This is a genomic window from Pontixanthobacter luteolus, assembly GCF_009828095.1.
GTDB classification, from domain to species: domain Bacteria; phylum Pseudomonadota; class Alphaproteobacteria; order Sphingomonadales; family Sphingomonadaceae; genus Pontixanthobacter; species Pontixanthobacter luteolus.
In genome coordinates this window covers 1,711,178-1,732,309 of record NZ_WTYP01000001.1, presented here as the reverse complement: position 1 = coordinate 1,732,309, position 21,132 = coordinate 1,711,178, and the positions used below count along the sequence as shown (strand labels likewise).

At 60.9% G+C, this 21,132-nt stretch carries 12 protein-coding genes; 7 read left to right on the top strand and 5 right to left on the bottom strand.

What is annotated here, in order from left to right; translation table 11 throughout:
- The first annotated feature begins 51 nt into the window (after positions 1-51).
- The 7 genes from GRI43_RS08340 to GRI43_RS08310 all read left to right on the top strand — a co-directional run bounded on the left by GRI43_RS08340 (position 52) and on the right by GRI43_RS08310 (position 12,373).
- A complete protein-coding gene (locus GRI43_RS08340; protein WP_160730525.1) occupies positions 52-3,024 on the top strand; it encodes a TonB-dependent receptor domain-containing protein in 2,973 nt (990 codons plus the stop codon).
- 108 nt (positions 3,025-3,132) lie between these two features.
- Positions 3,133-4,404, top strand: a complete 1,272-nt coding sequence (locus GRI43_RS08335; protein WP_271439293.1) for a spinster family MFS transporter — start codon at positions 3,133-3,135, stop codon at positions 4,402-4,404.
- A 24-nt stretch (positions 4,405-4,428) separates the two neighbouring features.
- The gene (locus tag GRI43_RS08330) at positions 4,429-6,033 is read left to right on the top strand and encodes a carboxylesterase/lipase family protein (protein WP_160730523.1); all 1,605 of its coding nucleotides are present in this window, start codon (positions 4,429-4,431) and stop codon (positions 6,031-6,033) included.
- Between the two features lie 70 nt (positions 6,034-6,103).
- Positions 6,104-9,676, top strand: a complete 3,573-nt coding sequence (locus tag GRI43_RS08325; RefSeq protein ID WP_160730522.1) for a hydantoinase B/oxoprolinase family protein — start codon at positions 6,104-6,106, stop codon at positions 9,674-9,676.
- Between the two features lie 68 nt (positions 9,677-9,744).
- Positions 9,745-10,416, top strand: coding sequence for a DUF969 domain-containing protein (locus GRI43_RS08320; protein ID WP_160730521.1), 672 nt, complete (start codon positions 9,745-9,747; stop codon positions 10,414-10,416).
- Positions 10,413-11,375: a DUF979 domain-containing protein gene (locus GRI43_RS08315; RefSeq protein ID WP_160730520.1), complete on the top strand. Its 963-nt coding sequence runs from the start codon at positions 10,413-10,415 to the stop codon at positions 11,373-11,375. The genes GRI43_RS08320 and GRI43_RS08315 overlap by 4 nt, the downstream gene beginning before the upstream one ends.
- Positions 11,366-12,373, top strand: coding sequence for a DUF2891 domain-containing protein (locus GRI43_RS08310; RefSeq protein WP_338090025.1), 1,008 nt, complete (start codon positions 11,366-11,368; stop codon positions 12,371-12,373). Before GRI43_RS08315 ends, GRI43_RS08310 begins: the two co-directional genes overlap by 10 nt.
- Positions 12,374-12,384: 11 nt before the next feature.
- On the opposite strand, the gene GRI43_RS08305 is transcribed toward GRI43_RS08310, so the two are convergent.
- The 5 genes from GRI43_RS08305 to cheB all read right to left on the bottom strand — a co-directional run bounded on the left by GRI43_RS08305 (position 12,385) and on the right by cheB (position 21,056).
- Positions 12,385-15,597 (bottom strand): amidohydrolase family protein, encoded by a 3,213-nt coding sequence (locus tag GRI43_RS08305; RefSeq protein ID WP_160730519.1) that lies wholly within the window; start codon positions 15,595-15,597, stop codon positions 12,385-12,387.
- A 128-nt stretch (positions 15,598-15,725) separates the two neighbouring features.
- Positions 15,726-17,549: a methyl-accepting chemotaxis protein gene (locus GRI43_RS13950; RefSeq protein ID WP_235903642.1), complete on the bottom strand. Its 1,824-nt coding sequence runs from the start codon at positions 17,547-17,549 to the stop codon at positions 15,726-15,728.
- Entirely contained in the window at positions 17,546-19,042 is a 1,497-nt protein-coding gene (locus GRI43_RS08295) for a putative bifunctional diguanylate cyclase/phosphodiesterase (RefSeq protein WP_235903641.1), read from the bottom strand. The genes GRI43_RS13950 and GRI43_RS08295 overlap by 4 nt, the downstream gene beginning before the upstream one ends.
- A gap of 119 nt (positions 19,043-19,161) precedes the next feature.
- Complete coding sequence (locus GRI43_RS08290; protein WP_160730518.1) at positions 19,162-20,034, bottom strand: CheR family methyltransferase; 873 nt, start codon at positions 20,032-20,034, stop codon at positions 19,162-19,164.
- The gene (gene cheB / locus GRI43_RS08285; RefSeq protein ID WP_160730517.1) at positions 20,025-21,056 is read right to left on the bottom strand and encodes a chemotaxis-specific protein-glutamate methyltransferase CheB; all 1,032 of its coding nucleotides are present in this window, start codon (positions 21,054-21,056) and stop codon (positions 20,025-20,027) included. Before cheB ends, GRI43_RS08290 begins: the two co-directional genes overlap by 10 nt.
- Positions 21,057-21,132: the final 76 nt, after the last annotated feature.

Here is a 21,132-nt window from a genome sequence, read left to right as displayed (position 1 = left end):
AAATGATCAAACTCCTCGGCAAGTTGCAACGTGCACGATCGGGGAGAGATCATGAAGGCCAAGTTTCTCAATACAATTGCAAAGGGTACCATCGCCGTAAGTCTGGCGTCCGTTCCATGTGCAGCATTCGCACAGGCAGAGGCTGAGCAAGCCGGCGCTTCGCAGGCAGATGACGAAAAGGTTTCGATTGTCGTTACCGGCTCGCTGATCCGCGGCACCCCGGAAGATGCCGCCCTGCCGGTTGACGTGTTCACAGCAGACGACCTTCGCAAGCAAGGTGTCGACAGCCCGCTCGAATTCATCAAGGACCTCCCATCGGTTGGTGCGGTGCTTGGCGATTCCAACCAATTCTCCACCGATGCGCAGGGCTTTCAGGGCGTAGGCTCGATCAACCTTCGCGGCCTTGGTGCGACCCGTACTCTCGTGCTGCTTAACGGAAAGCGGACCATCCAGTCGCCTGGTTCAGGTTTCGTCGATACGCAGCTCATCCCGCTGTTTGCCCTCGAGCGGGTTGAAATACTCAAGGATGGCGCAGGTTCTACATATGGTTCCGATGCGATCGCAGGGGTCACCAACTTCATTACGCGCAGCAATTTCACCGGTGTGGAATTGCAGGGCGACTATGGTTTCGTCGATGGGTCGGATGGCAATTACAGCCTGAGCGGTCTCGCGGGATTTGAATTCGGCGACGCCAACCTTGTGGTCGGTGCCGGCTGGCAGCACCGTTCGGAGCTGCCGACAACCGCACGCGACTATATCAATGTCGGTTATGCGACCAATCCTTCTGCCTATTCGGCGCTTTCGACACCGGGTCTGGTCGCGGTAACGTATTTCGATACTGGTACCGGCGGTCTCAACACCCAGGTCAGGCCTGACCAGGGTTGTAATGATCTCGGCGGGTTTCAGGACGGCGCGCTTTGCCGCTTCACCTATGTACCTTACGATAACCTCGTCGAGGAAGAAGACCGCTATCAGGTGTTCGGTGAATTGTCGGCCGATCTGAGCGATACCACTCGCTTCCATGTCGATGCGCTGTGGTCGCGGAGCGAACTTGAATCGATCAACTATTCGCCAGCCTTCCCGCCAACGCAGGGCCCCAAAGGCTCCGGTTTCCAGTCGGCTTTCACTACCTCGCCGACCAACCCCGGTCTTCCGGCATTCCTGACTCAAGTCGGGTTGCCGCAATCGTCCGCGACCAATCCGATCGTGGCAGTAACCAACGTACTCTTCCGTCCGTTCGGTTACCTCGGCAATCCGCTGGACCCTGATCGCGGTTCGGGCACCGGCCTTGCTGTCAATGATGCCTGGCGCGTGAGCGGCGGTTTCGAATTCGATGTCAGCGATAATCTCGTTCTCGACGTCAACGGCACCTTCTGGCAGTCCAACCGCACGGCATATGCGCCGGGCATCGTTGGCTCGCGCCTGCAGGATGCCCTTAACGGTCTTGGCGGCGAGAATTGCACCGGCACGACGCCGGGCGCAAATGGCTGCCTGTATTTCAACCCGTTCGCCAATGCCGGACCGAACAACCCGACACTGGGCCTCGACAATCCGTTCTACGTCCCGGGTGCGGAAAATTCGGCAGAACTGGTCCGTTATCTTCAGGTTCCGAACGGCACTGACGAGAAAGAAAGCCAGTTCGTCTTCGACGCGGTTCTTTCCGGCCCGACCGGTATTGAACTTGGCGGCGGGCCACTGGCCTTCGCTGTCGGCGCACAATATCGGAAGAACAAATATTCGACCGATCCGATCCGCCGGGAATCGAACCTCGATTTCAATCCTTGCTTCATTGAAGGCGATCAGAGCTGCGTCGGTACTTCAACCGAAGGCGTTGGCTCGTTCATCTTCCTTGGAGGTTCGCGCCCTGACCGGCTTGAGCAGGATGTCTATGCGGTCTTCGCCGAAGTCAGCGCTCCGCTGATGGAGGGTCTCGAACTGTCGGGTGCGATCCGTTACGAAGATTACGGCAGCCCGGTTGGATCGACGATCAATCCGAAGGGTTCGATCCGCTTCGAGGCAACCGACTGGCTGACACTGCGCGGCTCGATCGGTACGACCTTCCGCGGGCCGCTTGCGTCCAACGTATCGCCGAACTCGGTTACCGCACTGCAGGGCTTCACTGCGGCAGGCGGTAACTACAAATCGCTCGATATCTTTGGCAACCCGACCGACCTCGGGCCGGAAACGGCACTTACCTATAACATTGGTGCCATTCTGGATGTGCCGCTGGGCGCTGCAAACCTGACCTTCTCGGTCGATTACTGGACGATCAATCTGGAAGACCGGATTACGACCACGCCGGGCGATGCAATCGCCAGCCTGGTGGCAAACGGGCAGACATCCGGCAACGACCCGGTCAACTGTTCCAGCCCGCTTGTTGGTCTGATCACGTTCAGCAACAACGCGTGTGTCCAGGGCACCACGACCGGTCTCGATATCAGCCGCGTTCGCACTGACTTCGTAAACGGTCCCGACGTCGATATTTCAGGGCTCGATTTCTCCCTGAACATCGACATTCCGGTGTTTGAGGACGGCATGTTCTCGTTCGGCGGTAACGCTGTCTACAACCTCGAATACAAGTTCGATGATTTCGAGGTTCAGGGCGTTGTGGTTCAGCCTTCCTACGATGCGGTCGGCTTCGGGAACTACTTCCGCGATCCGAACACCGTTCCGGAATGGCGTGCCAACGGGTATGCCAACCTGAATATCGGGATGGTCAATGCACGGTACTCCGTCAGCCATATCGATGGCGTGTTCGATGACCGCTGCATCAACCGTACGCCGTGCTTCAGCACTTCGCAGGGACCGACCGATTTCGGTGTTCAGAGCGGTTCGTACACCCAGCATGATATCGCGCTGACATTGCAGCTCGATCTCGGCGGTATGGAAGTGGAACTGCAAGGCGCCGTCGAAAACTTCACCGACGAAGAGCCTGCCGAGGCCCAACTGCCTCTTGGCTATAACCCCTTCATCGGCAACGCGATTGGTCGCAACTACCGGGTTGGAATTCGCACCCGGTTCTAACGAGCTAGGCGAGCCGGGTCTTCCCTCCGGCTCGCCTTCTCTTTTGGTGAAAAACTTTTGAAAACAGCTCAGACCGCTTCACAGCCTTCAACCGGATCAGGGGAGGAAGTGAACGCGAAGGCCCGCAGAATTACGCTTCTGCTCCTGACCGTGACCTATTTCTTCAGCTATATGGACAGGCAGATCCTGGCCATCCTGCTGGAAGACATCAAGGCCGATCTTCTTCTCAATGACACTCAGCTTGGCCTCCTGTCCGGCCTCGCATTTGCCCTGTTCTATGCCACGCTTGGCATCCCCGTTGCCGCCATGGCCGACCGGATGAACCGCGTGAACATCATCTCCATTGCGCTCGCCATCTGGAGCGGGATGACCGCAGTGTGCGGCTTGGCCCAGAACTTCACGCAGCTGCTGCTGGCGCGTATCGGGGTCGGCATCGGCGAGGCTGGATCTTCGCCTCCCAGTCACTCCATCATTGCCGATTTGTACCCGGCTGATAAACGCGCGCTTGCCCTTTCGATCTATTCGCTTGGCGTGACCTTGGGTGCCGCCGCAGGCCAGATGTTTGGCGGGAACCTGACCTATTTCTTCGACTGGCGCATCGCATTCCTTGCCATCGGGCTGCCCGGTGTCGCTCTGGCGATAATCGTAAAGCTGTTTGCGACCGAGCCTATGCGCAAGGCCGAACCGGGCGCGGTCGAAAGCGACAAAATGCCGTCGATCGGCGCGGGTTTCCGTTCCATCTTCGCCAACCGCGCAGCGGTCTGGCTGGTCGCAGGCGTCACGCTTACTTCCATGATCGGCTATGCGCTGACCGGCTGGACCCCGGCGTATCTGATCCGTTCATACGGGCTGAATACCCTGCAAGTCGGCAATATTGTCGCGCCGCTTCTGGCCATCGCCGGCGTTGCCAGCGGACTGGGCAGCGGCTGGCTCGCCAACCGCCTGTCGCAGCGTTACGGGATCATGGCGCAGCCGCTGATGGTGGCCGGGCTGAAGGCCATCGCGCTGCCGTTCCTGATCTGGTTCTACATGGCTGACTCTGCGCCGCTGGCAGTAGGCGTGTATTTCATCGCCGTACTGTTCCAGTCCTGTTACCTCGGGCCGACCTTCGCCATGATCCAGACGCTCGCACCGCTCAGGATGCGAGCCGTGTGGGCGGCGATTACGCTGCTTGTGATCAATCTCATCGGTCTGGGTCTTGGGCCGACGCTGGTGGGCGTACTGTCTGACTATTTCGTTGCGGATTACGGCGATGAATCGCTGCGTCAGGCGCTGCTCGTCATCGCGTGTTTCACCCCGCTGGCGATCTTTTGTTATTGGCGCGCCTCACGCTGCCTGGCTCTACAGGCGCAGGCCGAGCCCGCCGGATTGAAAGCCTGATTATCGATTGGAAAGGATCGCTTGATGCGTATTCCCACAGTTTTCGCCGCTCTGCTTCTGGCTGCGGTAAGCCCAGCGGCATTTGCTCAGGATGTCACCCCCATCGTCGAGACGGGTGAGGGACGTGTTCAGGGGTTGGAGCAAGACGGCATCGATGCTTTCCTCGGCCTGCGATATGCCGCCCCGCCGGTGGGCGATTTGCGGTTCAAGCCGCCGGTTGCTGCCGATGCGTATAGCGGGCTCTATGACGCGACCGGAATGGGCGCGCCATGCATGCAACTGTACACGCCCAGCGGGCCCAATTCGACCGACGTCACGCGCGGCATTCAGGCGATCTTCCCGACTTCCACTGAACAGAAAATCGACAATGAAGACTGCCTGTTCCTGAACGTCTGGACCCCCGATGCCGGGGCAGGATCGCGCCCGGTCATGGTCTGGTTCCACGGCGGCGGATATGATTACGGATCTGGCGGGTGGCCAGCCTATAACGGCCGCAACCTCGCCGCGAAGGGCGATGTCGTAGTGGTGACCGTGAACCACCGGCTTAACGCGTTCGGATACCTCAATCTGGCAGAGAAATTCGGCGATGATTATGCCGCGTCGGGCAATCTCGGCAATCTAGATTTGGTGCGCTCGCTGGAGTGGGTGCGCGACAATATCGGTGCCTTTGGCGGCGATCCAGACAATGTCACGATCATGGGCGAATCCGGCGGCGGGTCGAAAGTCAGCCACTTGATGGCAATGCCGTCTGCCAAGGGTCTGTTTCACAAGGCGGTTGTGCAATCCGGCCCCGGTGTAACCAGCGGCAAACCCGCGGAAGCTGCTGCCTATGCCAGCGATATTTTGGCGCACGCGGGCATTGCCGATCCGGCTGACTTACAGGCAATTGCGGCGGACGATTTGCTGGCGGCGGTCCGCCGGGCTACACCTGCCAATGCCGGGTTCGGTCGCGGGCCGAGATTTGGGCCGATTGCCGATGGCGTTATCCAGCCGCGCGATCCCTTCCTGCCTGCCGCGCCGGAGCAATCCGCCGACATCCCGCTGATGATCGGTTACAACAAGGATGAAATGACGCTGTTCCTCGCGGCGCAGCCGTGGTTCGGAATGATCGACGATGCCACCCTGAACGCGATGGCGGCAGGCATGGGCCCGCAGGCGGCAGGGGCAGTGGCGGCGTACCGGGAAATGTACCCCGATTATTCCGCAACGCACCTCGCCAGTGCAGCGTTCGGAACCCGGTTCGTTCAGGGCACTTATCTGCTCGCCGACCAGCAATCGCGCACCGCGAATGCGCCTGTATTCGTTTACCGGCTGACATGGGAAACCCCCGTCGCGAACGGTATGCTGCGCTCGCCGCACACGCTGGATATCCCGCTGATGTTCAACAACGCGGCGGAAAGCGCGGCGCTGCTTGGCGAAGGGGAGGACGCAGCAAGAATGGCCGACATGATGAGCGATGCGTGGATTTCCTTTGCCCGGGAAGGTGCGCCGTCCAGCGATCTCATGCCCGACTGGCAGCCTTACTCGGTCCCTGATCGAAGCGTGATGGAACTGAACCTGCAGCCTGCCATGCGCGATGATCCCGAACGCAGCATCCGCGAACTGGCCGCCGCCAACGCTCCGAAATAATCCGCAGCACAATTGGCTTCGTCATCGCTGAACCGCTTGTCCGCGCCTCGCGCTTCCGTATAGTCGCGCCATGGCCGCACCCAGCACCGAGCACGCAGTTTCCGAAGGTTCATGGAGATTTGCAATCGACCGCGGCGGAACCTTCACCGACGTGGTCGCCACCACGCCCGACGGCAGGATAGTCACCGACAAGCTGCTGTCCGAAAACCCGGATCAATATGAAGACGCGGCCAGCGAAGCCGTATCGCATCTGATGCAGCGGCACGGGGAAGCGCCGATTGCGGAGGTGCGCATCGGCACCACCGTTGCCACCAACGCGCTGCTTGAACGTAAGGGCGCGCGAACGGCGCTCGCGATTACGGCCGGGTTCGGCGATGCGCTGCGGATTGGCACGCAGGCGCGGCCAGAGATCTTCGCCCGACATATAGAGCTTCCATCGCAGCTTGCCTCCGAAGTGGTGGAGGTAAACGAACGTGTTGCGGCCGGCGGTGAAGTCCTGCGCGCGCTGGACGAAGATGCCGCCCGTGCTGCGCTGACGGGGCTGAAGGAGCGCGGCTTTGCGTCGCTCGCGATCGTGCTGATGCACGGCTGGAATTACCCTGAACATGAGCGGCGTCTTGCGGATATCGCCCGCGAGATCGGTTTCGCCCAGATCAGCGTCAGCCACGAGGTTTCGTCCCTGATCAAGCTGGTGCCGCGCGGCGATACGACGGTGGTCGATGCCTATCTCTCGCCCGTCCTGCGCACCTATGTCGAACAGGTCGAAAACCGCTTGCCGAAGGCGGGCAGGCTGCAATTCATGCAGTCGAACGGGGGCTTGGCGGAAGCGCACAGGTTCCGCGGCAAGGATGCGATCCTGTCGGGCCCTGCCGGCGGCGTAGTGGGTATGGTCGCGACCTCCCGGGCACTCGGCCATGATCGGCTGATCGGCTTCGACATGGGCGGCACGTCGACCGATGTTGCGCACTATGCTGGTGAGTATGAACTGACCGGCGACAGCGTTGTTGCCGGGGTGCGGGTGGCCGCGCCGATGATGCAAATCCATACCGTTGCCGCAGGCGGCGGCTCAATCTGCCAGTTTGACGGGACACGGTTTCGCGTTGGTCCGGAAAGCGCGGGCGCCAATCCGGGGCCGGCGTGTTACCGCAAGGGCGGGCCGCTGACGGTCACCGATTGCAATCTGTTCCTTGGCCGGATCAATCCGTCGCTGTTCCCTGCTGTTTTCGGACCAAACGGCGATCAGCCGCTTGACCCTGAAGCATCGCGTTTGCGGTTGCAGGAAATTGCCGACAGCCTTGAATCCGGCGAAACTCTAGAGAGTATCGCGGAAGGGTTTCTGGCAATCGCGGTCGACAACATGGCTGCCGCAATTCGCAAGATCAGCGTGGCACGGGGGCATGATGTTACCCGTTATGCGCTGGCCTGCTTTGGCGGGGCGGGCGGGCAGCTGGCATGCAGGGTCGCCGATGTTCTGGGGATCGAGACGGTGCTGGTTCACCCGCTTGCCGGGATGCTGTCAGCCTATGGAATCGGCCTCGCTCCGATCAAGGCGATCCGCGAACAGAGCATCGTAAAGCCGCTCGGCACGGATATTTCCGGCGAACTGGCGGTGCTGGAAGATGCTGCGGCTTCGGTCCTGCGCGACCAGGGTCTGACCGATACCGATATCGATCTGATGCGCCGCGTAAGACTGCGCTATGCCGGAAGCGACAGCACCCTGCCGCTGGATATGGCCAGCGAGCACGTGCTTGCTGAGGAATTCCACCACCAGCACCGCCAGCGCTATGGTTATTCCGACCCGGACGGCGAGATCATTGTCGAGGCGCTGAGCGTTGAGGCAAGCGGATCGTCGGGCGGGCTTGCCTCTGCCGAATACGAACCTGAGCCCTTCGATATCGAAACCCATGGCGACTGGCCGGGTATGGGCCGCAGCCACATGCAAGCTGGCGTAGCGGTGAAGGGCCCGGCGATCATCGTCGATCCCGGTTCGACTATGGTGGTGGAAGATGGCTGGGCCGCCACCCTGCAGGACAATGCCAGCCTGGTGGTGCAGCGCACGGTACCGCTGAAACGGCAAATGGCCAGCGGGACGCATGTCGACCCGGTCCGGCTGGAGATATTCAACAATCTCTTCATGGCGATAGCAGAAGAGATGGGCGTTGTTCTGCAATCCACCGCGACCTCGGTGAATATCAAGGAACGGCTGGATTTTTCGTGCGCCTTGTTCGACGCCTCAGGATCGCTGATCGCCAACGCGCCTCATATCCCGGTGCATCTGGGTTCGATGGCGGATTCCATCCAGCGCATTATCGAGGCACGCGGCGATGCGCGTGACGGCCGCGGCATCCGGCGCGGCGATGCCTATGTGTTGAACGATCCCTACCGCGGCGGAACGCACCTGCCCGATATCACGGTGATCGTGCCTGTGTTTTATTCAGACGCCGCACAGCACCCCGACGCATTCGTCGCCGCTCGCGGGCATCACGCGGACATTGGCGGGATCGCCCCCGGGTCAATGCCGCCTGAAAGCCGGACAATCGACGAAGAAGGCGTGCTGCTCGACAATCACTTGCTGGTTGATGAAGGCCGGTTTTGCGAGGCGGAAATTCGCACAGCGCTGGGCAGCGGCGAATGGCCAGCGCGCAATCCCGATCGCAATATTTCTGACCTCCGCGCGCAGATCGCTGCGTGTACCAGAGGCACGGAACTGCTTGCTCAAGCCGCGAATGAAAACGGCACGGAGGTACTTGCCGCGTATATGGATCACGTCCTCGCCAATGCGGAGGAATCGGTCCGCCGCCTGCTTGACCGGTTGGAAGATGGCGAGTTCACTTATGAAATGGACAGCGGTGCAAAGGTCTGTGCGGCGATCCGTATCGACCGGGAGAACCGCGCCGCGGTGTTCGATTTTACCGGCACCAGCGCGCAGCAGGACAGCAATTTCAACGCGCCGCGTTCGATCACCCGCGCTGCTGCGCTGTATGTTGTCCGCACCTTGATCGACGATGCGATACCGATGAACGATGGCTGCCTGCGCCCGGTTGAACTGATCGTGCCAGACGGGTCGATGCTCAATCCTGCGCCGCCCGCTGCCGTTGTCGCTGGCAATGTCGAAACCAGTCAGGTGGTGACCGATGCTCTGTTCGCGGCCACCGGCCAGCTTGCCCCGTCGCAGGGTACGATGAACAATTTCACCTTCGGCAATGCGCGGCATCAATATTATGAAACCATCGCTGGCGGTTCCGGTGCAGGGCCGGGGCATGATGGCACCAGCGCGGTCCAGACGCATATGACCAACAGCCGGCTGACCGACCCGGAAATACTGGAAACGCGGCTGCCCGTTCGGCTTGATCGTTTCGCAATCCGTGCCGGTTCCGGCGGGCAGGGCGAATATTGCGGCGGTGACGGGGTAGAGCGGCGGATCACGTTTCTGGAGGCGATGCGAGCGAATATGCTGGCCAATCGCCGCAAGATCGCGCCGCGCGGCATCTGCGGCGGCTTGGACGCGAAGCCCGGCCGCAATTGGGTGGAGCGCGCTGACGGGACCCGCGAAGATATGAGCGCGACTGCTTCGGCAGAGATGCAGCCGGGTGACACCTTTGTGATCTACACGCCCGGCGGCGGGGGATATGGCCGCCGCTAGGGTCAGGCCGGGGGCGGCCAAGTTATCAGAGCCATGCCGAGCGTGCGTGGTCGAGGAGGGAACAGCTGATGAATTACTGGCCGCTTGCGGGCATCGCCATCGTGGTCGCGGGGTTTGCCCTGCGTTTCAATCCGCTGCTGGTGGTGGTCAGCGCCGCGCTGGCAACCGGGCTGCTGGCGGGCCTAGAATTCGTGTCCGTGGTCGAGGCGCTGGGGGCAGCATTCAACGACAACCGCTACATCTCGGTCACCTGGATCATCCTGCCGGTGATCGGTTTGCTGGAACGATACGGTTTGCAGCAGCGCGCCCGCGGCCTGATTGAAAGCGTGCGCGGCGCGACGATGGGCAAGCTGCTGGTGATCTACCTGATTTTCCGGCAGCTGACGGCGGCAATCGGCATGAAGGACATTGGCGGGCATCCGCAGGCTGTTCGCCCGCTGGTTGCACCTATGGCCGAGGCAGCGGCTGAAAAATCCCACGGGAAACTGCCCGATGCGGAACGGGAGAAGGTGCTCGCAATGTCCGCTGCTACCGACAATGTCGGGCTGTTTTTCGGCGAAGACATTTTCTTCGCCATCGCCTCGATCCTGCTGATTCAGGGCGTGTTTGAGAGCGCGGGATATCCGCTTACTCCGCTGCAATTGTCGGTCTGGGCGATCCCCACCGCAATTTGCGCCTTCCTGATCCATGGGGGACGCATCCTCGCGATGGATCGCCGTTTGGGGAGGCTGCCGGAATGATCACCTATGAATGGCTGTATATCCTTGCCGGCAGCTTTTTCGCGGTCTGGTCGCTGCTCAGCCTGCGCGACACGGCCAATAACAAACGCCTGGGCAACGCCGCTTTCTGGGGCTTGCTGGCGGCGAGTTTCCTGTTCGGCAGCCACCTGCCCGATTTCGGCAACGGTCTGCTGGTTCTCGCCATGGTCGGCATCGCCGGTGCAGGGGGGCTGGGGCGCAGCAATCCCGAGACTACTTCGCTCGAAGAACGGTTCAACTTTTCGGCATTGCTGGGCAACAAGCTGTTCCTGCCCGCTCTGATCGTGCCGGTCACTGCGGTCGCGGGCACGCTGCTGTATAATTACACGCCATTGGGTGACACTGGCCTGTTCGAGGAACGGCGCGAGACACTGATCCTGTTCGGTGTCGGGGTGGTTTTCGCATTGGCTGCGGCAATGGTATGGCTGAAGGCACCCGTCATGGCCCCCGCCGAGGAAGGTCGCCGTCTGCTCGATTCCATTGGCTGGGCTGCGATACTGCCGCAAATGCTCGCGGCGCTGGGGGCTGTGTTCGCGCTGGCCGGTGTGGGCGACGTGATCGGCAGCCTTGCCGGGCAGATTATCCCCGATGGCAGCGTGCTGCTGACCGTGATCGTGTTCGCGCTGGGTATGGCGCTGTTCACGATGATTATGGGCAATGCCTTTGCCGCTTTCCCGGTAATGGCGGCGGCCATTGGCATTCCGCTGCTGGTGGAAGGGTATGGCGGCAATCCAGCGGTGATTGGCGCAGTCGGGATGCTCGCCGGATTTTGCGGTACGTTGATGACGCCGATGGCGGCGAACTTCAACATTGTCCCGGCGGCATTGCTTGAACTCAAGGACCAGAACGGCGTGATCAAGCAGCAGATCGGCACGGCAATTCCGCTGTGGGTGTGCAACGTCGCGATCATCTATGTCGCGGGGTTCCTGCTGTGGAACTAGCCGTCAGCGAACTGAACGGGGAAACTGCCCGCCGCTTTGCGCAGGCCGCGCTGGGCCATGTGGTGCGCGAATATCCGCACAAGCTGGATCATGTGCTGGGCGGTGATGAAGACGCGCTGCCGCCCCGCGTGCTGCATCCGTGTTTCTTCGGCAGCTATGATTGGCATTCCTGTGTCCATGGCTGGTGGACCTTGCTCACCTTGCGGCGGCTGTATCCTGACATGCCCGAGGCGGCGGAGATAGCGGCGCTGGCGGACAGCACCTTCACCGAGGAAAAGCTTGCCGCGGAACTGGCCTATCTCGATCGTCCGGGTTCGGCTGGGTTTGAACGGCCCTATGGCTGGGCATGGCTGCTGTATCTGCATCTGGAAACCCGGCGGCATGGCGGCGCACCGTGGGCAGGGCGCCTCGAACCGCTGGCCCGCGCCTTCGCAGCGCGGCTGCGCCGCTATCTGGACAAACTGACATATCCAATCCGAACGGGCACGCATTTCAACACCGCATTTGCGCTGCTGCTGTCCCGCGAATGGGCCGAGGTTTTCGAGCCCGAGCTTACGCCGTTGATCGATAGCAAGGCATCTGACTGGTTCGCGCAAGACCGTGCCTGCCAGGCGTGGGAGCCGGGCGGCGATGAATTCCTGTCGTCTGCGCTGAGCGAGGCGATGCTGATGCAACGCGCGCTGGGGCAGGAACAGTTCCGGCAATGGTTTGCAGACTTCCTGCCGGATATGGCGCAGCGCGAGCCAGCCACGCTTTTTGCACCGGTGACAGTCAGCGACCGTAGTGATGGCAAGATCGCTCATCTTGATGGTCTGAACCTGAGCCGGGCATGGGCCTGGCGCACGCTTCAGCCGGATATGGGGGCAGCGGCTCCGCTCGCGCGGGACGCGGCAGAGATGCACCTCAGTGCAGCTTTGCCGCACGTCACCGGCGATTACATGGGCGAACACTGGCTGGCGAGCTTTGCCTTGCTGGCATTGCTCGCCCGCCCTGTTTAGCCGCCGCTAGTTCATTCCCACCAGTAAGGCAGGCGCTTGGCGGTGCCGGTCTCGACTTCGTTCATGGTTTTGGCATCGTACAGCCTGCCGCCCAGCATGACCTTTTCGATGTCGTCGCTGTTGCGGATATCCGCCGATGGATCAGCAGTCAGCACGATCAGGTCGGCAAGCTTGCCCGCTTCCAGACTGCCGATATCCTTGTCCATGCCAAGCGATTGGGCGGGCAAGATGGTACCCGCGCGCAGCGCCTCGACCGGGCTCATCCCGCCGCGAACGAAGCTCCACAGTTCCCAGTGCGCCCCGATACCTGCCTGCTGGCCGTGTGCGCCGATGGAAACCTTCACGCCTGCATCAGCCAGCTTCTTGGCCTCGCGCGCGGCATTGTCGTCGACGAAGGCCCATTCCGGGGCTTTCGTACGCCGGGCATTGCCGGCCAGCAGCATCTTGGGCGGTGTGTGGACCATCAGCGGGTTCTTCCACACGTCGGTCGCCTGCCGCCAGTATGGGTCGCCGGCAAGCCCGCCATATGTGACGACGAGTGTCGGGGTGTAATTGCTGTCACTCTGACTGAAGAACTGGACCACATCCTTGTAGAACACGTCCAGCGGGACGTTGTGTTCAACGGTCGAGTTGCCGTCGGCGACAAGGTTCATGTCCATCCCGAACAGAGATCCGCCTTCGGCCACGACCAGCATGTTTTCAGCGGCAGCCGCACGGGCAACCTGCTGGCGCTGTTCCCTGCGCGGCTGGTTGTAGTTTTTTACCGAAATTCCGCCCTGCGCCTTGATCCGGCGGACATGGGCCAGCGCGTCTTCGTAATTGTTGATCTCGGCGTAGACGCTCGGCGATTTTGCCCCGTAGATGATTTCGCCGGTCGAGAAGATCCGCGGTGCAAGCAGCTTGCCCGCGCGCTGCCGTTCGGAAGCGGCGAAGATCTGGCTCGCGGACGAAGACGGATCGTGCATCGTGGTGGTGCCAAGCGCGAGGTTCTGGACGAGCGCCCAGTTCTGCTGCGGCACGAGGTCACCGGTTCCCTGCGGACCGTGCGCGTGGGCATCGACGAGGCCGGGCATGATGACCTTACCCGCCATGTCCACCTGGTTTGTGCCAGCGGGAATCGCGATTTTACTGCGCGGGCCAACCGCAGTGATCCGGTTCCCTTCGATCAGGACAACGCCGTCTTCAATTGCGCCGGCGCCGCTGCCCGACATGGTCAGCAATTTCGCCCCGACGAGGGCTACGGTGCCTTCCGGCTTTGCTGCACGCTGGGTCATGGACAGCGAAATGCCGCTGGTCGGCGGTGTGAACTTCGCATCCTCGTCAACTTTGCCTGCCGGGAACAGGTCGCCGATTGCAGCGGAATACAGGACAGGGCCCATGCTCCAGTTCAGCGTGCTGCCGCCGCCCGACCAGCCGATATAATCCGCACCGCCCTTGCTCGCCTTGGCGACGGGCAATGCGGTGGCCTTGGGGCTGACCGATACCATCTGCCCGCCGGGCATCAGCGGCATCGCGAAAGCTTCGTAATTCTGTCTGAAGGCGACGAACTTCCCGTCGGGCGCAACCGCGAAATCGTTGACCAGTTCGCCCTGGGCATGAACCCGCTTTGCCTCGCCGTTAAGGTCGGTCGAGACGAGCTGAAGCTGGCCCTCGGCGCGGCCGATCATGAATAGTCTGTCGCTGGCCTCGCCAAACTGGGGTGAATTCATCCCCTTGGTTACGAGGCGTGGGGCACCGCCGGATGCGGAAACCGCATAGACGCCGCTGTTCTCGGACCATTCGGGCGAAGTCAGGTAACCGCCGCTGCGTTTTTCGAACACGATGGTCTGGCCATCGGGGCTGTAGCGGGGCACGCCGTAATGGCCCGGCTGCGATGTGACTAAGTTTTCGCCGCCGCCGTTGGCATTGATGGTCACAATCCGGCCCAGATCGCTGTCTGTCCAGCGAACGAACACGATCTTGCGGCCATCGCGCGACCAACTGGGGAATGCCTCTACGGCGTCATCGCCGCCCGATGTCAGCTGGCGCGCGGAGCCGCCATTGGCAGGCTTCACGTACAGCTTGCCCAGAGTTTCGAACACGATCTGCCGGCCGTCTGGCGATACGCTGGCGAATTTCGGGATGCTGGTAGTGAAGGTATCGGGCGCAACATCGATCACCGGGTGCGGGGCGCTTGCAATGCCGCGCGTGTCATTGATGGCAAAGGGGATGTCGCGCAGGTTGGAACCATCGGCATCAACGCGGCGGATCTTGCCGCCAGACCAGAACACGATGCTGCCCGAATCCGGGGTCCAGTCCATGTTGGGATAGACACCCGTCACCGCCCAGGTTTCGGACACGTCCATGTCGAGGTCGCCATAAATCATGGCCTCACTGCCAGAGGCGATATCTTTCACCCACAGCTGTGACCTGTCTTGCTCACGCCGGACGAAAGCGATCGATTTGCCATCGGGCGACGGAGCGGGCCGGACTGCGCCGCCAAAGCCTGAAACGGCGGTGGTGACTTCGCCGGTGGCAAGATCGTAGCGCTCGATATCGAAAATGCCCTGCGTCGAATCTTGTGCATATTCGAAGATCGGGCCGGATGTGGTATTGCGGGTGTAATATACCGCCGTGCCGTCGGGCGCATACACCGGTTCGCCCAGTTCTTTCTGATGCTGTTCATTGGGGCGTTTGACCAGCTTAACGCCGCCGCCGCCTGACACGTGATACAGCCAGATTTCACCGGTGCCGAGCGAACGCCCGGTGGTGAAATGCTTTTTGGCTGCGATGAAGCGGCCATCGGGACTCCATGTCGGCTGGTTGGTCAGGCGGAAATCTTCTTTCGTCACCTGCCGCATGTTCGCGCCATTGGCGTCCATCACCCAGATATTGTCGCCTCCGCCGCGGTCGGATGTGAAGGCAATCTTGCTGCCATCGGGCGACCAGCGCGGGTGCACTTCCCATGCAAGACCTTCCGCAATGCGGGTGGGGGTGCCGCCAGAAATCGGCATGGTGTAAATATCACCCAATACAGTGAAGGCGACCATGCGGCCATCAGGGCTTACATCCACATCCACCCAGCTGGCTTCGTCAGTCTGGATGGGGACCTGGCTGATGACGGACCCGGTGGGAGCATTAACGTCCCACTTGGCTTCCTCTTTCTTGTCCTGTGCATGGAGAGGCGCGACCAGTGAAGTGGTCAAAAGCAGGCTGGCAATTGCCGAAGCAGCGCGAAATTTCATGATTGAGTCCCCTGATATCGTGCAGGGGTTCTAAGACGCTGGCGAGCACGCGTCCATGCTGTGCGTCCGGATGTATTGGCGGCTTGCAGAATGGAGGCGATTCTCCTCCGGCAACTGCAAGCCTCCAATCAGCTTGCACGAATATGCCTCAGGAAGTCGCCGACCTGACTGCGCAGTGTCGCTGCCTGATCTTCCAGTTCCGTGGCAGAGCCGAGCACCTGCGATGCCGCTGCGCCGGTCGCGAGCGAACTCTCGCGCACGCCCTCGATGCTGGCGGTCACTTCATCGCTGCTGCGTGCGGCCAGATCGATGCTGCGGGCAAGGTCCTGTCCTGCGACCGATTGCTGGTCGACGGCAGATGCAATGGAGATGGCGGTAGCTTCGAGTTGCTCAATCTGTTCGCCGATGGTGCGCAGGGCACCGACGCTGTTCGTGGTTGAACTTTGCATGGCGCGGATCTGCTCCGCCACTTCTTCGGTTGCGCGGCTGGTCTGTGCGGCCAGTTCTTTCACTTCGGAAGCGACCACGGCGAACCCGCGGCCTGCTTCGCCGCCGCGCGCGGCTTCGATCGAGGCGTTGAGCGCCAGCAGATTGGTCCGCTTCGCGATCGACTGGATCAGCTCGACGATATTGCCTACCTGTTCCGCCGATGTCGAAAGCGCGGAAATTGTCTCGTCTGCACGGTCTGCAGAATCGGATGCCTTGCGCGCCAGCTCAGCAGAAGATGCGGCCTGGCGGCTGATTTCGCCGATCGACATTGCGAATTCGTCACTCGCCGCGGCTGCTGCGGTGACGCCGGTCGACGCTTCGCCCATGGCGGTCGCGACATGGCCCGACTGCGTCGTCGATTGCTCTGCAGCGGCAGCCATGGATCCGGCCGTCGACTTGAGCTGCGACGAAGCGGAGGCCACGCCGCTGACGATATCGCCGACGGTGGATTCGAAGCGTGCTGCGAATTCCTTCAGCATATCGCGCTGTTTCTGCTGCTGCTCTTCCCGTTCGCGTGCGCGCTCTTCCTGCAGGTCGAGTTCGGCTTGTGTGCGGGCTTGCCGCTCCGCTGCATCCTTGCGCAGGCGCTTGTTGGCAGCCTTGAACACGTCGAGAGCCCGGACCATGTCGCCGATTTCGTCCTTGCGGCTGCGTCCTTCGATTTCGAAATCGGCACTGCCCTTGGCAAGCAGGTTCATGCCGCCGGTTACTTCGCCGATTTTAGTGGTCAAATCGCTCGAGAGATAGCGCAGGCCGACGATCAGCACGATCGTGGCCAGCAACCCTAGCATGATGATGAAGCTTACAAGGTTGAAGAACTGATCGAGGCCAGCCTCGCGGAAGAGTGTCCCTTCCTTGAGCAGTTGTTCTTCGAGGCTGTCCGCTTGTGCGTAAAGCGCGTCACCGGCGGCCGACAATTCGTAGGCAAGCCGGGTGGTCGCATCGCTCCGTCCGCTGGCTGCGAGGCTCGCCTTGAGGCGCTCGAACGCGGCTGCATAATCGGCAAGCTGCGCGCCAAGGGCGTCGATTGCCGGAACAACGCCCGGGGTGACTTCGCCAGCGCCGGAACGGATTGCTGCGATTTGAGCTTCCGCCCGAGCAAGGGCAGCCTGCATTCGGTCGGCTTCTGACGATTCACCGGCCAGCGAATAACGCATGGCATGGTACCGCATCTCGCCCGAGGTGGCGCGGAGATTGGCCGATTCCAGCGTCGCCCGGTCCAGCGTCGTACTCTGGAAATAGCGATCATAGACGGACGCCGTGCCGAAGGAGAGAGCCGCTATCAGTACCGCGGAAATTACAAGGAACGTCCCGAAGATGACCCGCAGCTTCTTCTTGATCGGAAGATTGCGGAATTCAGCGCGGACCCGGGCAATGCCGGTCTGCGTTAGTTCCTCGGCTTCCTGCTGGTCCTGCTCCAGTTCTTCCTGGATTTCAGCAGCGACTAGATCCATCGCACTCATGATGCGTTCCTTTGCAGATCGTGAATTTCATTGATTGGGAGCGGTTCCAGCGCCGAGAGGTGCTGGGCAATTTCTTCTTTCGGCATGGCCTTGAAATACAGCCATCCCTGAATCTGGTCGCAACCGGCCGCGCGAACCAGATCGGCTTGCGCCTCCGTCTCGACGCCTTCTGCCGTAACGCCCATTTTCAGCGCCTGAGCCATCGAAATACTCGACAGCATCATTGCCCGTGAGCTTTCATCATCCGCCGAGTCCACGACCAGCGAACGATCAAGCTTAAGCTTCTGGAAGCGGAATTGGCGGAGAAAACCGATCGAGGCGTATCCGGTGCCGAAATCGTCCAGCACAACATTCACGCCAAACCCGCGGATCACGTCCAGACTGCGTTCGGCGACAACGGGATCGAGCACCAGGCAGGTTTCAGTAATCTCCAGCTCCAGCCGTTCCGGTTCGAAGCCGGTCTCTTCCAGAATCTGGCCCAACTGGATCGGAAATTCGGGATTGCGCAATTGCGCCGCAGAAATGTTGACCGACAGTTTGATCCCGTTCCAGTCCATTGCATCGGTACATGACTGGCGCAGGACGAACAGGCCGATCGCATTGATCAGGCCCGATTCCTCGGCCACCGGAATGAACACGTTCGGACCGATCGGCTTGCCGTCGGGACGGTTCCAGCGGATCAGCGATTCAACCGCAACCACCTTGCCCGATTGTGCATCGACCAGGGGCTGATAGTGAACCTTGAATTCTTCGTTGAGCAGCGCAGTCCGCATTTCGGAATCGAGATCGCGCAGTGCTTCCAGATTGCGGTCGAAATCCGGTTTGTACCACGTGCAGCGCATCTTCCCGCCGCGTTTGGACACATACATTGATACATCGGCGCGGCGCAGGAGTTCGGACGATACCAGGCCGTCAGTGCCGCTGCTTCTGGAAAGGCCAACGCTGGCACCCACGGCGATCCGGCGATCGTCGATCGGGATCGGGTGGACGAGGCGTTCGAGCAGGTTGCGGCAAACCCCTTCGAGGATTGTTCCGCACAGAGGGCCGCTCATGCACAGTGCAAACTCGTCCCCGCCAAGCCGGAAAGGCTTTGTCTCTTCTCCGCAGACTTCCTCTAGGATGACCGCGCATTCTCTGATCAGTTTGTCGCCAACTGCGTGACCGTAAAGGTCATTGACCATCTTGAAACCGTCGAGGTCGACCAGCGCTACTGCGATTTCTTCCTTTTTCGCGGAGTATGACTGGATTTCAGCGTGCAAGGCACGGCGGTTGGGCAGGTCGCTGAGACTGTCGGTCATGCCGAGCGTTTCAAGCCCGGCCACGTGGTTCAGGCCCATGCGGCAAATCAGCGCAACAGCCGCCGCATAGGCTGAAATCCCGCCGACAATCAGCCAAGTTGCCGGAACCGCTTCGATTTGATCATTCAGAAGGATCAGCGCGACGATCGCGAAAAAGACCGCTGTCAGCACAGCGAGAGGCGCAACGACCAGCATTCTTGGCGTTATGCTAGGCTGCCGCCAAGTTTCCCGCATTTTTGCTTCCCCCTTTTGCGTGATCGCAATCCATTGCCGAGACCTAGTCAATCGTCCCTAAAGAACGGTTAATTCGTGCTTTACCTTGCGGCCGATTGGCGGGCCGTTCTGCCTGCGTAGATTTCATGAGCGGCCTCGTCGGACATGACGTAAAGGCCCTGATTGTTTTCAGCGGCGCGGAAAATGGTCGTGCTGCCGATTGCGGTTTCTCCTGCGCCAAGCATCAGCCACGAATCCGGACGCATGGAATTGGCAATGCATTCGAGCGCCTTGGCGCGCCGTGCCTCATCGAAATAGAGCAGAACATTGCGGCACAGGACGATGTCGAAACGCTGAAGCGCAGCGGCGGGTTCGAGGATGTTGCGCACCTTGAACCGGACCATGTTGCGCAGTTGGCGCGATGGCTCCCACCCTTTTTTGGTCTCGGTAAAGTGGGCCAGCATCTGGCTGACGCTCAGGCCGCGCTGGATTTCGAACTGGGTATAGGTTGAACGCTGGGCCGTATTGATCGCGTTCTGCGAGATATCAGTGCCGACGATGTCGATGGTCCAGTCTTTCCACTGGCTCGGCTGGTCGGCAAACAGCATTGCCAGCGACAGAGCTTCCTGGCCGGTGGAACAGCCTGCTGACCAGATCGAAAGCCGTTTCGTGCCAGCGCGTTTTTCCGCCAGTTCGGGCAGGACCCTGCGCGACAGCAACTCGAACATGATCCGGTCGCGGAAGAAGTATGTTTCATTGTTCAGCAAGGCTTCGACCACTTGCTGGGCCAGGTCGCCCGATGCGGGATCGGCGAGCAGGCAGACGAGCTGGTCGATATTGGTGATACCGCGCTGGCGAAAAACGCCCGACAAAGCTGTGCCGATGCGCCATTTGCGGCTTTCGGTCAGCTGTTGCCCGGTGCGTGCTTCGAGCAGATCGGCAATGATCCGGTGGGATACCGCACTCACTTCCATGCTCGCGCTCCCGCACTTGCCATGACCCGCATGGCCAATTCAGTCGGCGTAAGAACTGCCGAAGCAAGCCCGAGCTCGGTTACCGCGCGGGGCATGCCCCAAACGGCCGAGCTTTCTTCATTCTGCGCAAAAATCGTGCCGCCGGCATCAACTAGGTGGCGGGCGCCTATCGCGCCGTCCTTGCCCATTCCCGACAGAATCAGGCCGATTGAATTGCCACCAGTCGCGTTGGCGGCGGTGGTCAGCATCGGGTCCACCGATGGCGTGCAGCCGCTGGCGGCGCTTTCATGGGTGATCTTGCATACAAGCCCGGATGCCGCCTTGCGGACATTCAAATGGCCGGAGCCGGGCGCAATGTGGATCGTATTGCTGCGGATTGGCATATTGTCGCAGGCAATCACCGCTTCGCGCGATGCTGCCAGTTCCAGTTGTCTTGCAAACACCGACATGAAGGAATCGGGCAGATGCTGGGTCACAAGGATCGGCAGGTCGAACTGGCGCGGCAGTGCGCGCAAGAAAATGCACAACGCATGGATGCCGCCGGTCGATGCGCCGATTGCCAGCAATTCAGGGTTGTTGCGCGGCTCGATCCGCAGGGCAGGGGGCACTGGAACCGACTGGTCCGCCTTGCCCATGCCCGCATTCGAGCGGCCAAGCGCGCGAATTTTGCTCAGTAAGGTCCTGCAATATGCGTTACCGAAATCGCCCGATTGCGGCTTCGCCATTGTGTCGGCAGCACCCATCGAAAGGGCAGCGAGGGTTGGCTCTGCGCCTTCGCTGGTGAGCGAAGAAACCACCAGAACCTGAATGCCGTCATGCGCCTCGAGGATTTTCGGCAGCGCGTGCAGGCCGCCCATTCCGGGCATTTCGAGGTCAAGCAGCACCACGTCGGCAGGGGTGCGTTTCAGTTCGGCAAGCGCAAGTTCCGCGCTGCTGGTTTTTGCGACGACTTCCAGATCGGCTTCGGCGTCAATGATCCGCGACAGGACCGCACGCACCGTTAGCGAGTCGTCGACCAGCATTACACGGGTCGTGCGCCGTAACTTTCGACTTCCTCCGGCACTTTCAGGCTTTATTTTGATTTCGCTGCCCATGGCG

Coding starts and splice junctions, on each gene's coding strand:
- GRI43_RS13950 (WP_235903642.1), bottom strand. CDS start 17,549: ATGAGTGCGATGGATCTAGTCGCTGCTGAAATCCAGGAAGAACTGGAG.
- GRI43_RS08325 (WP_160730522.1), top strand. CDS start 6,104: ATGGCCGCACCCAGCACCGAGCACGCAGTTTCCGAAGGTTCATGGAGA.
- GRI43_RS08295 (WP_235903641.1), bottom strand. CDS start 19,042: ATGCTGGTCGTTGCGCCTCTCGCTGTGCTGACAGCGGTCTTTTTCGCG.
- cheB (WP_160730517.1), bottom strand. CDS start 21,056: ATGCTGGTCGACGACTCGCTAACGGTGCGTGCGGTCCTGTCGCGGATC.
- GRI43_RS08320 (WP_160730521.1), top strand. CDS start 9,745: ATGAATTACTGGCCGCTTGCGGGCATCGCCATCGTGGTCGCGGGGTTT.
- GRI43_RS08330 (WP_160730523.1), top strand. CDS start 4,429: ATGCGTATTCCCACAGTTTTCGCCGCTCTGCTTCTGGCTGCGGTAAGC.
- GRI43_RS08305 (WP_160730519.1), bottom strand. CDS start 15,597: ATGAAATTTCGCGCTGCTTCGGCAATTGCCAGCCTGCTTTTGACCACT.
- GRI43_RS08315 (WP_160730520.1), top strand. CDS start 10,413: ATGATCACCTATGAATGGCTGTATATCCTTGCCGGCAGCTTTTTCGCG.
- GRI43_RS08290 (WP_160730518.1), bottom strand. CDS start 20,034: ATGGAAGTGAGTGCGGTATCCCACCGGATCATTGCCGATCTGCTCGAA.
- GRI43_RS08340 (WP_160730525.1), top strand. CDS start 52: ATGAAGGCCAAGTTTCTCAATACAATTGCAAAGGGTACCATCGCCGTA.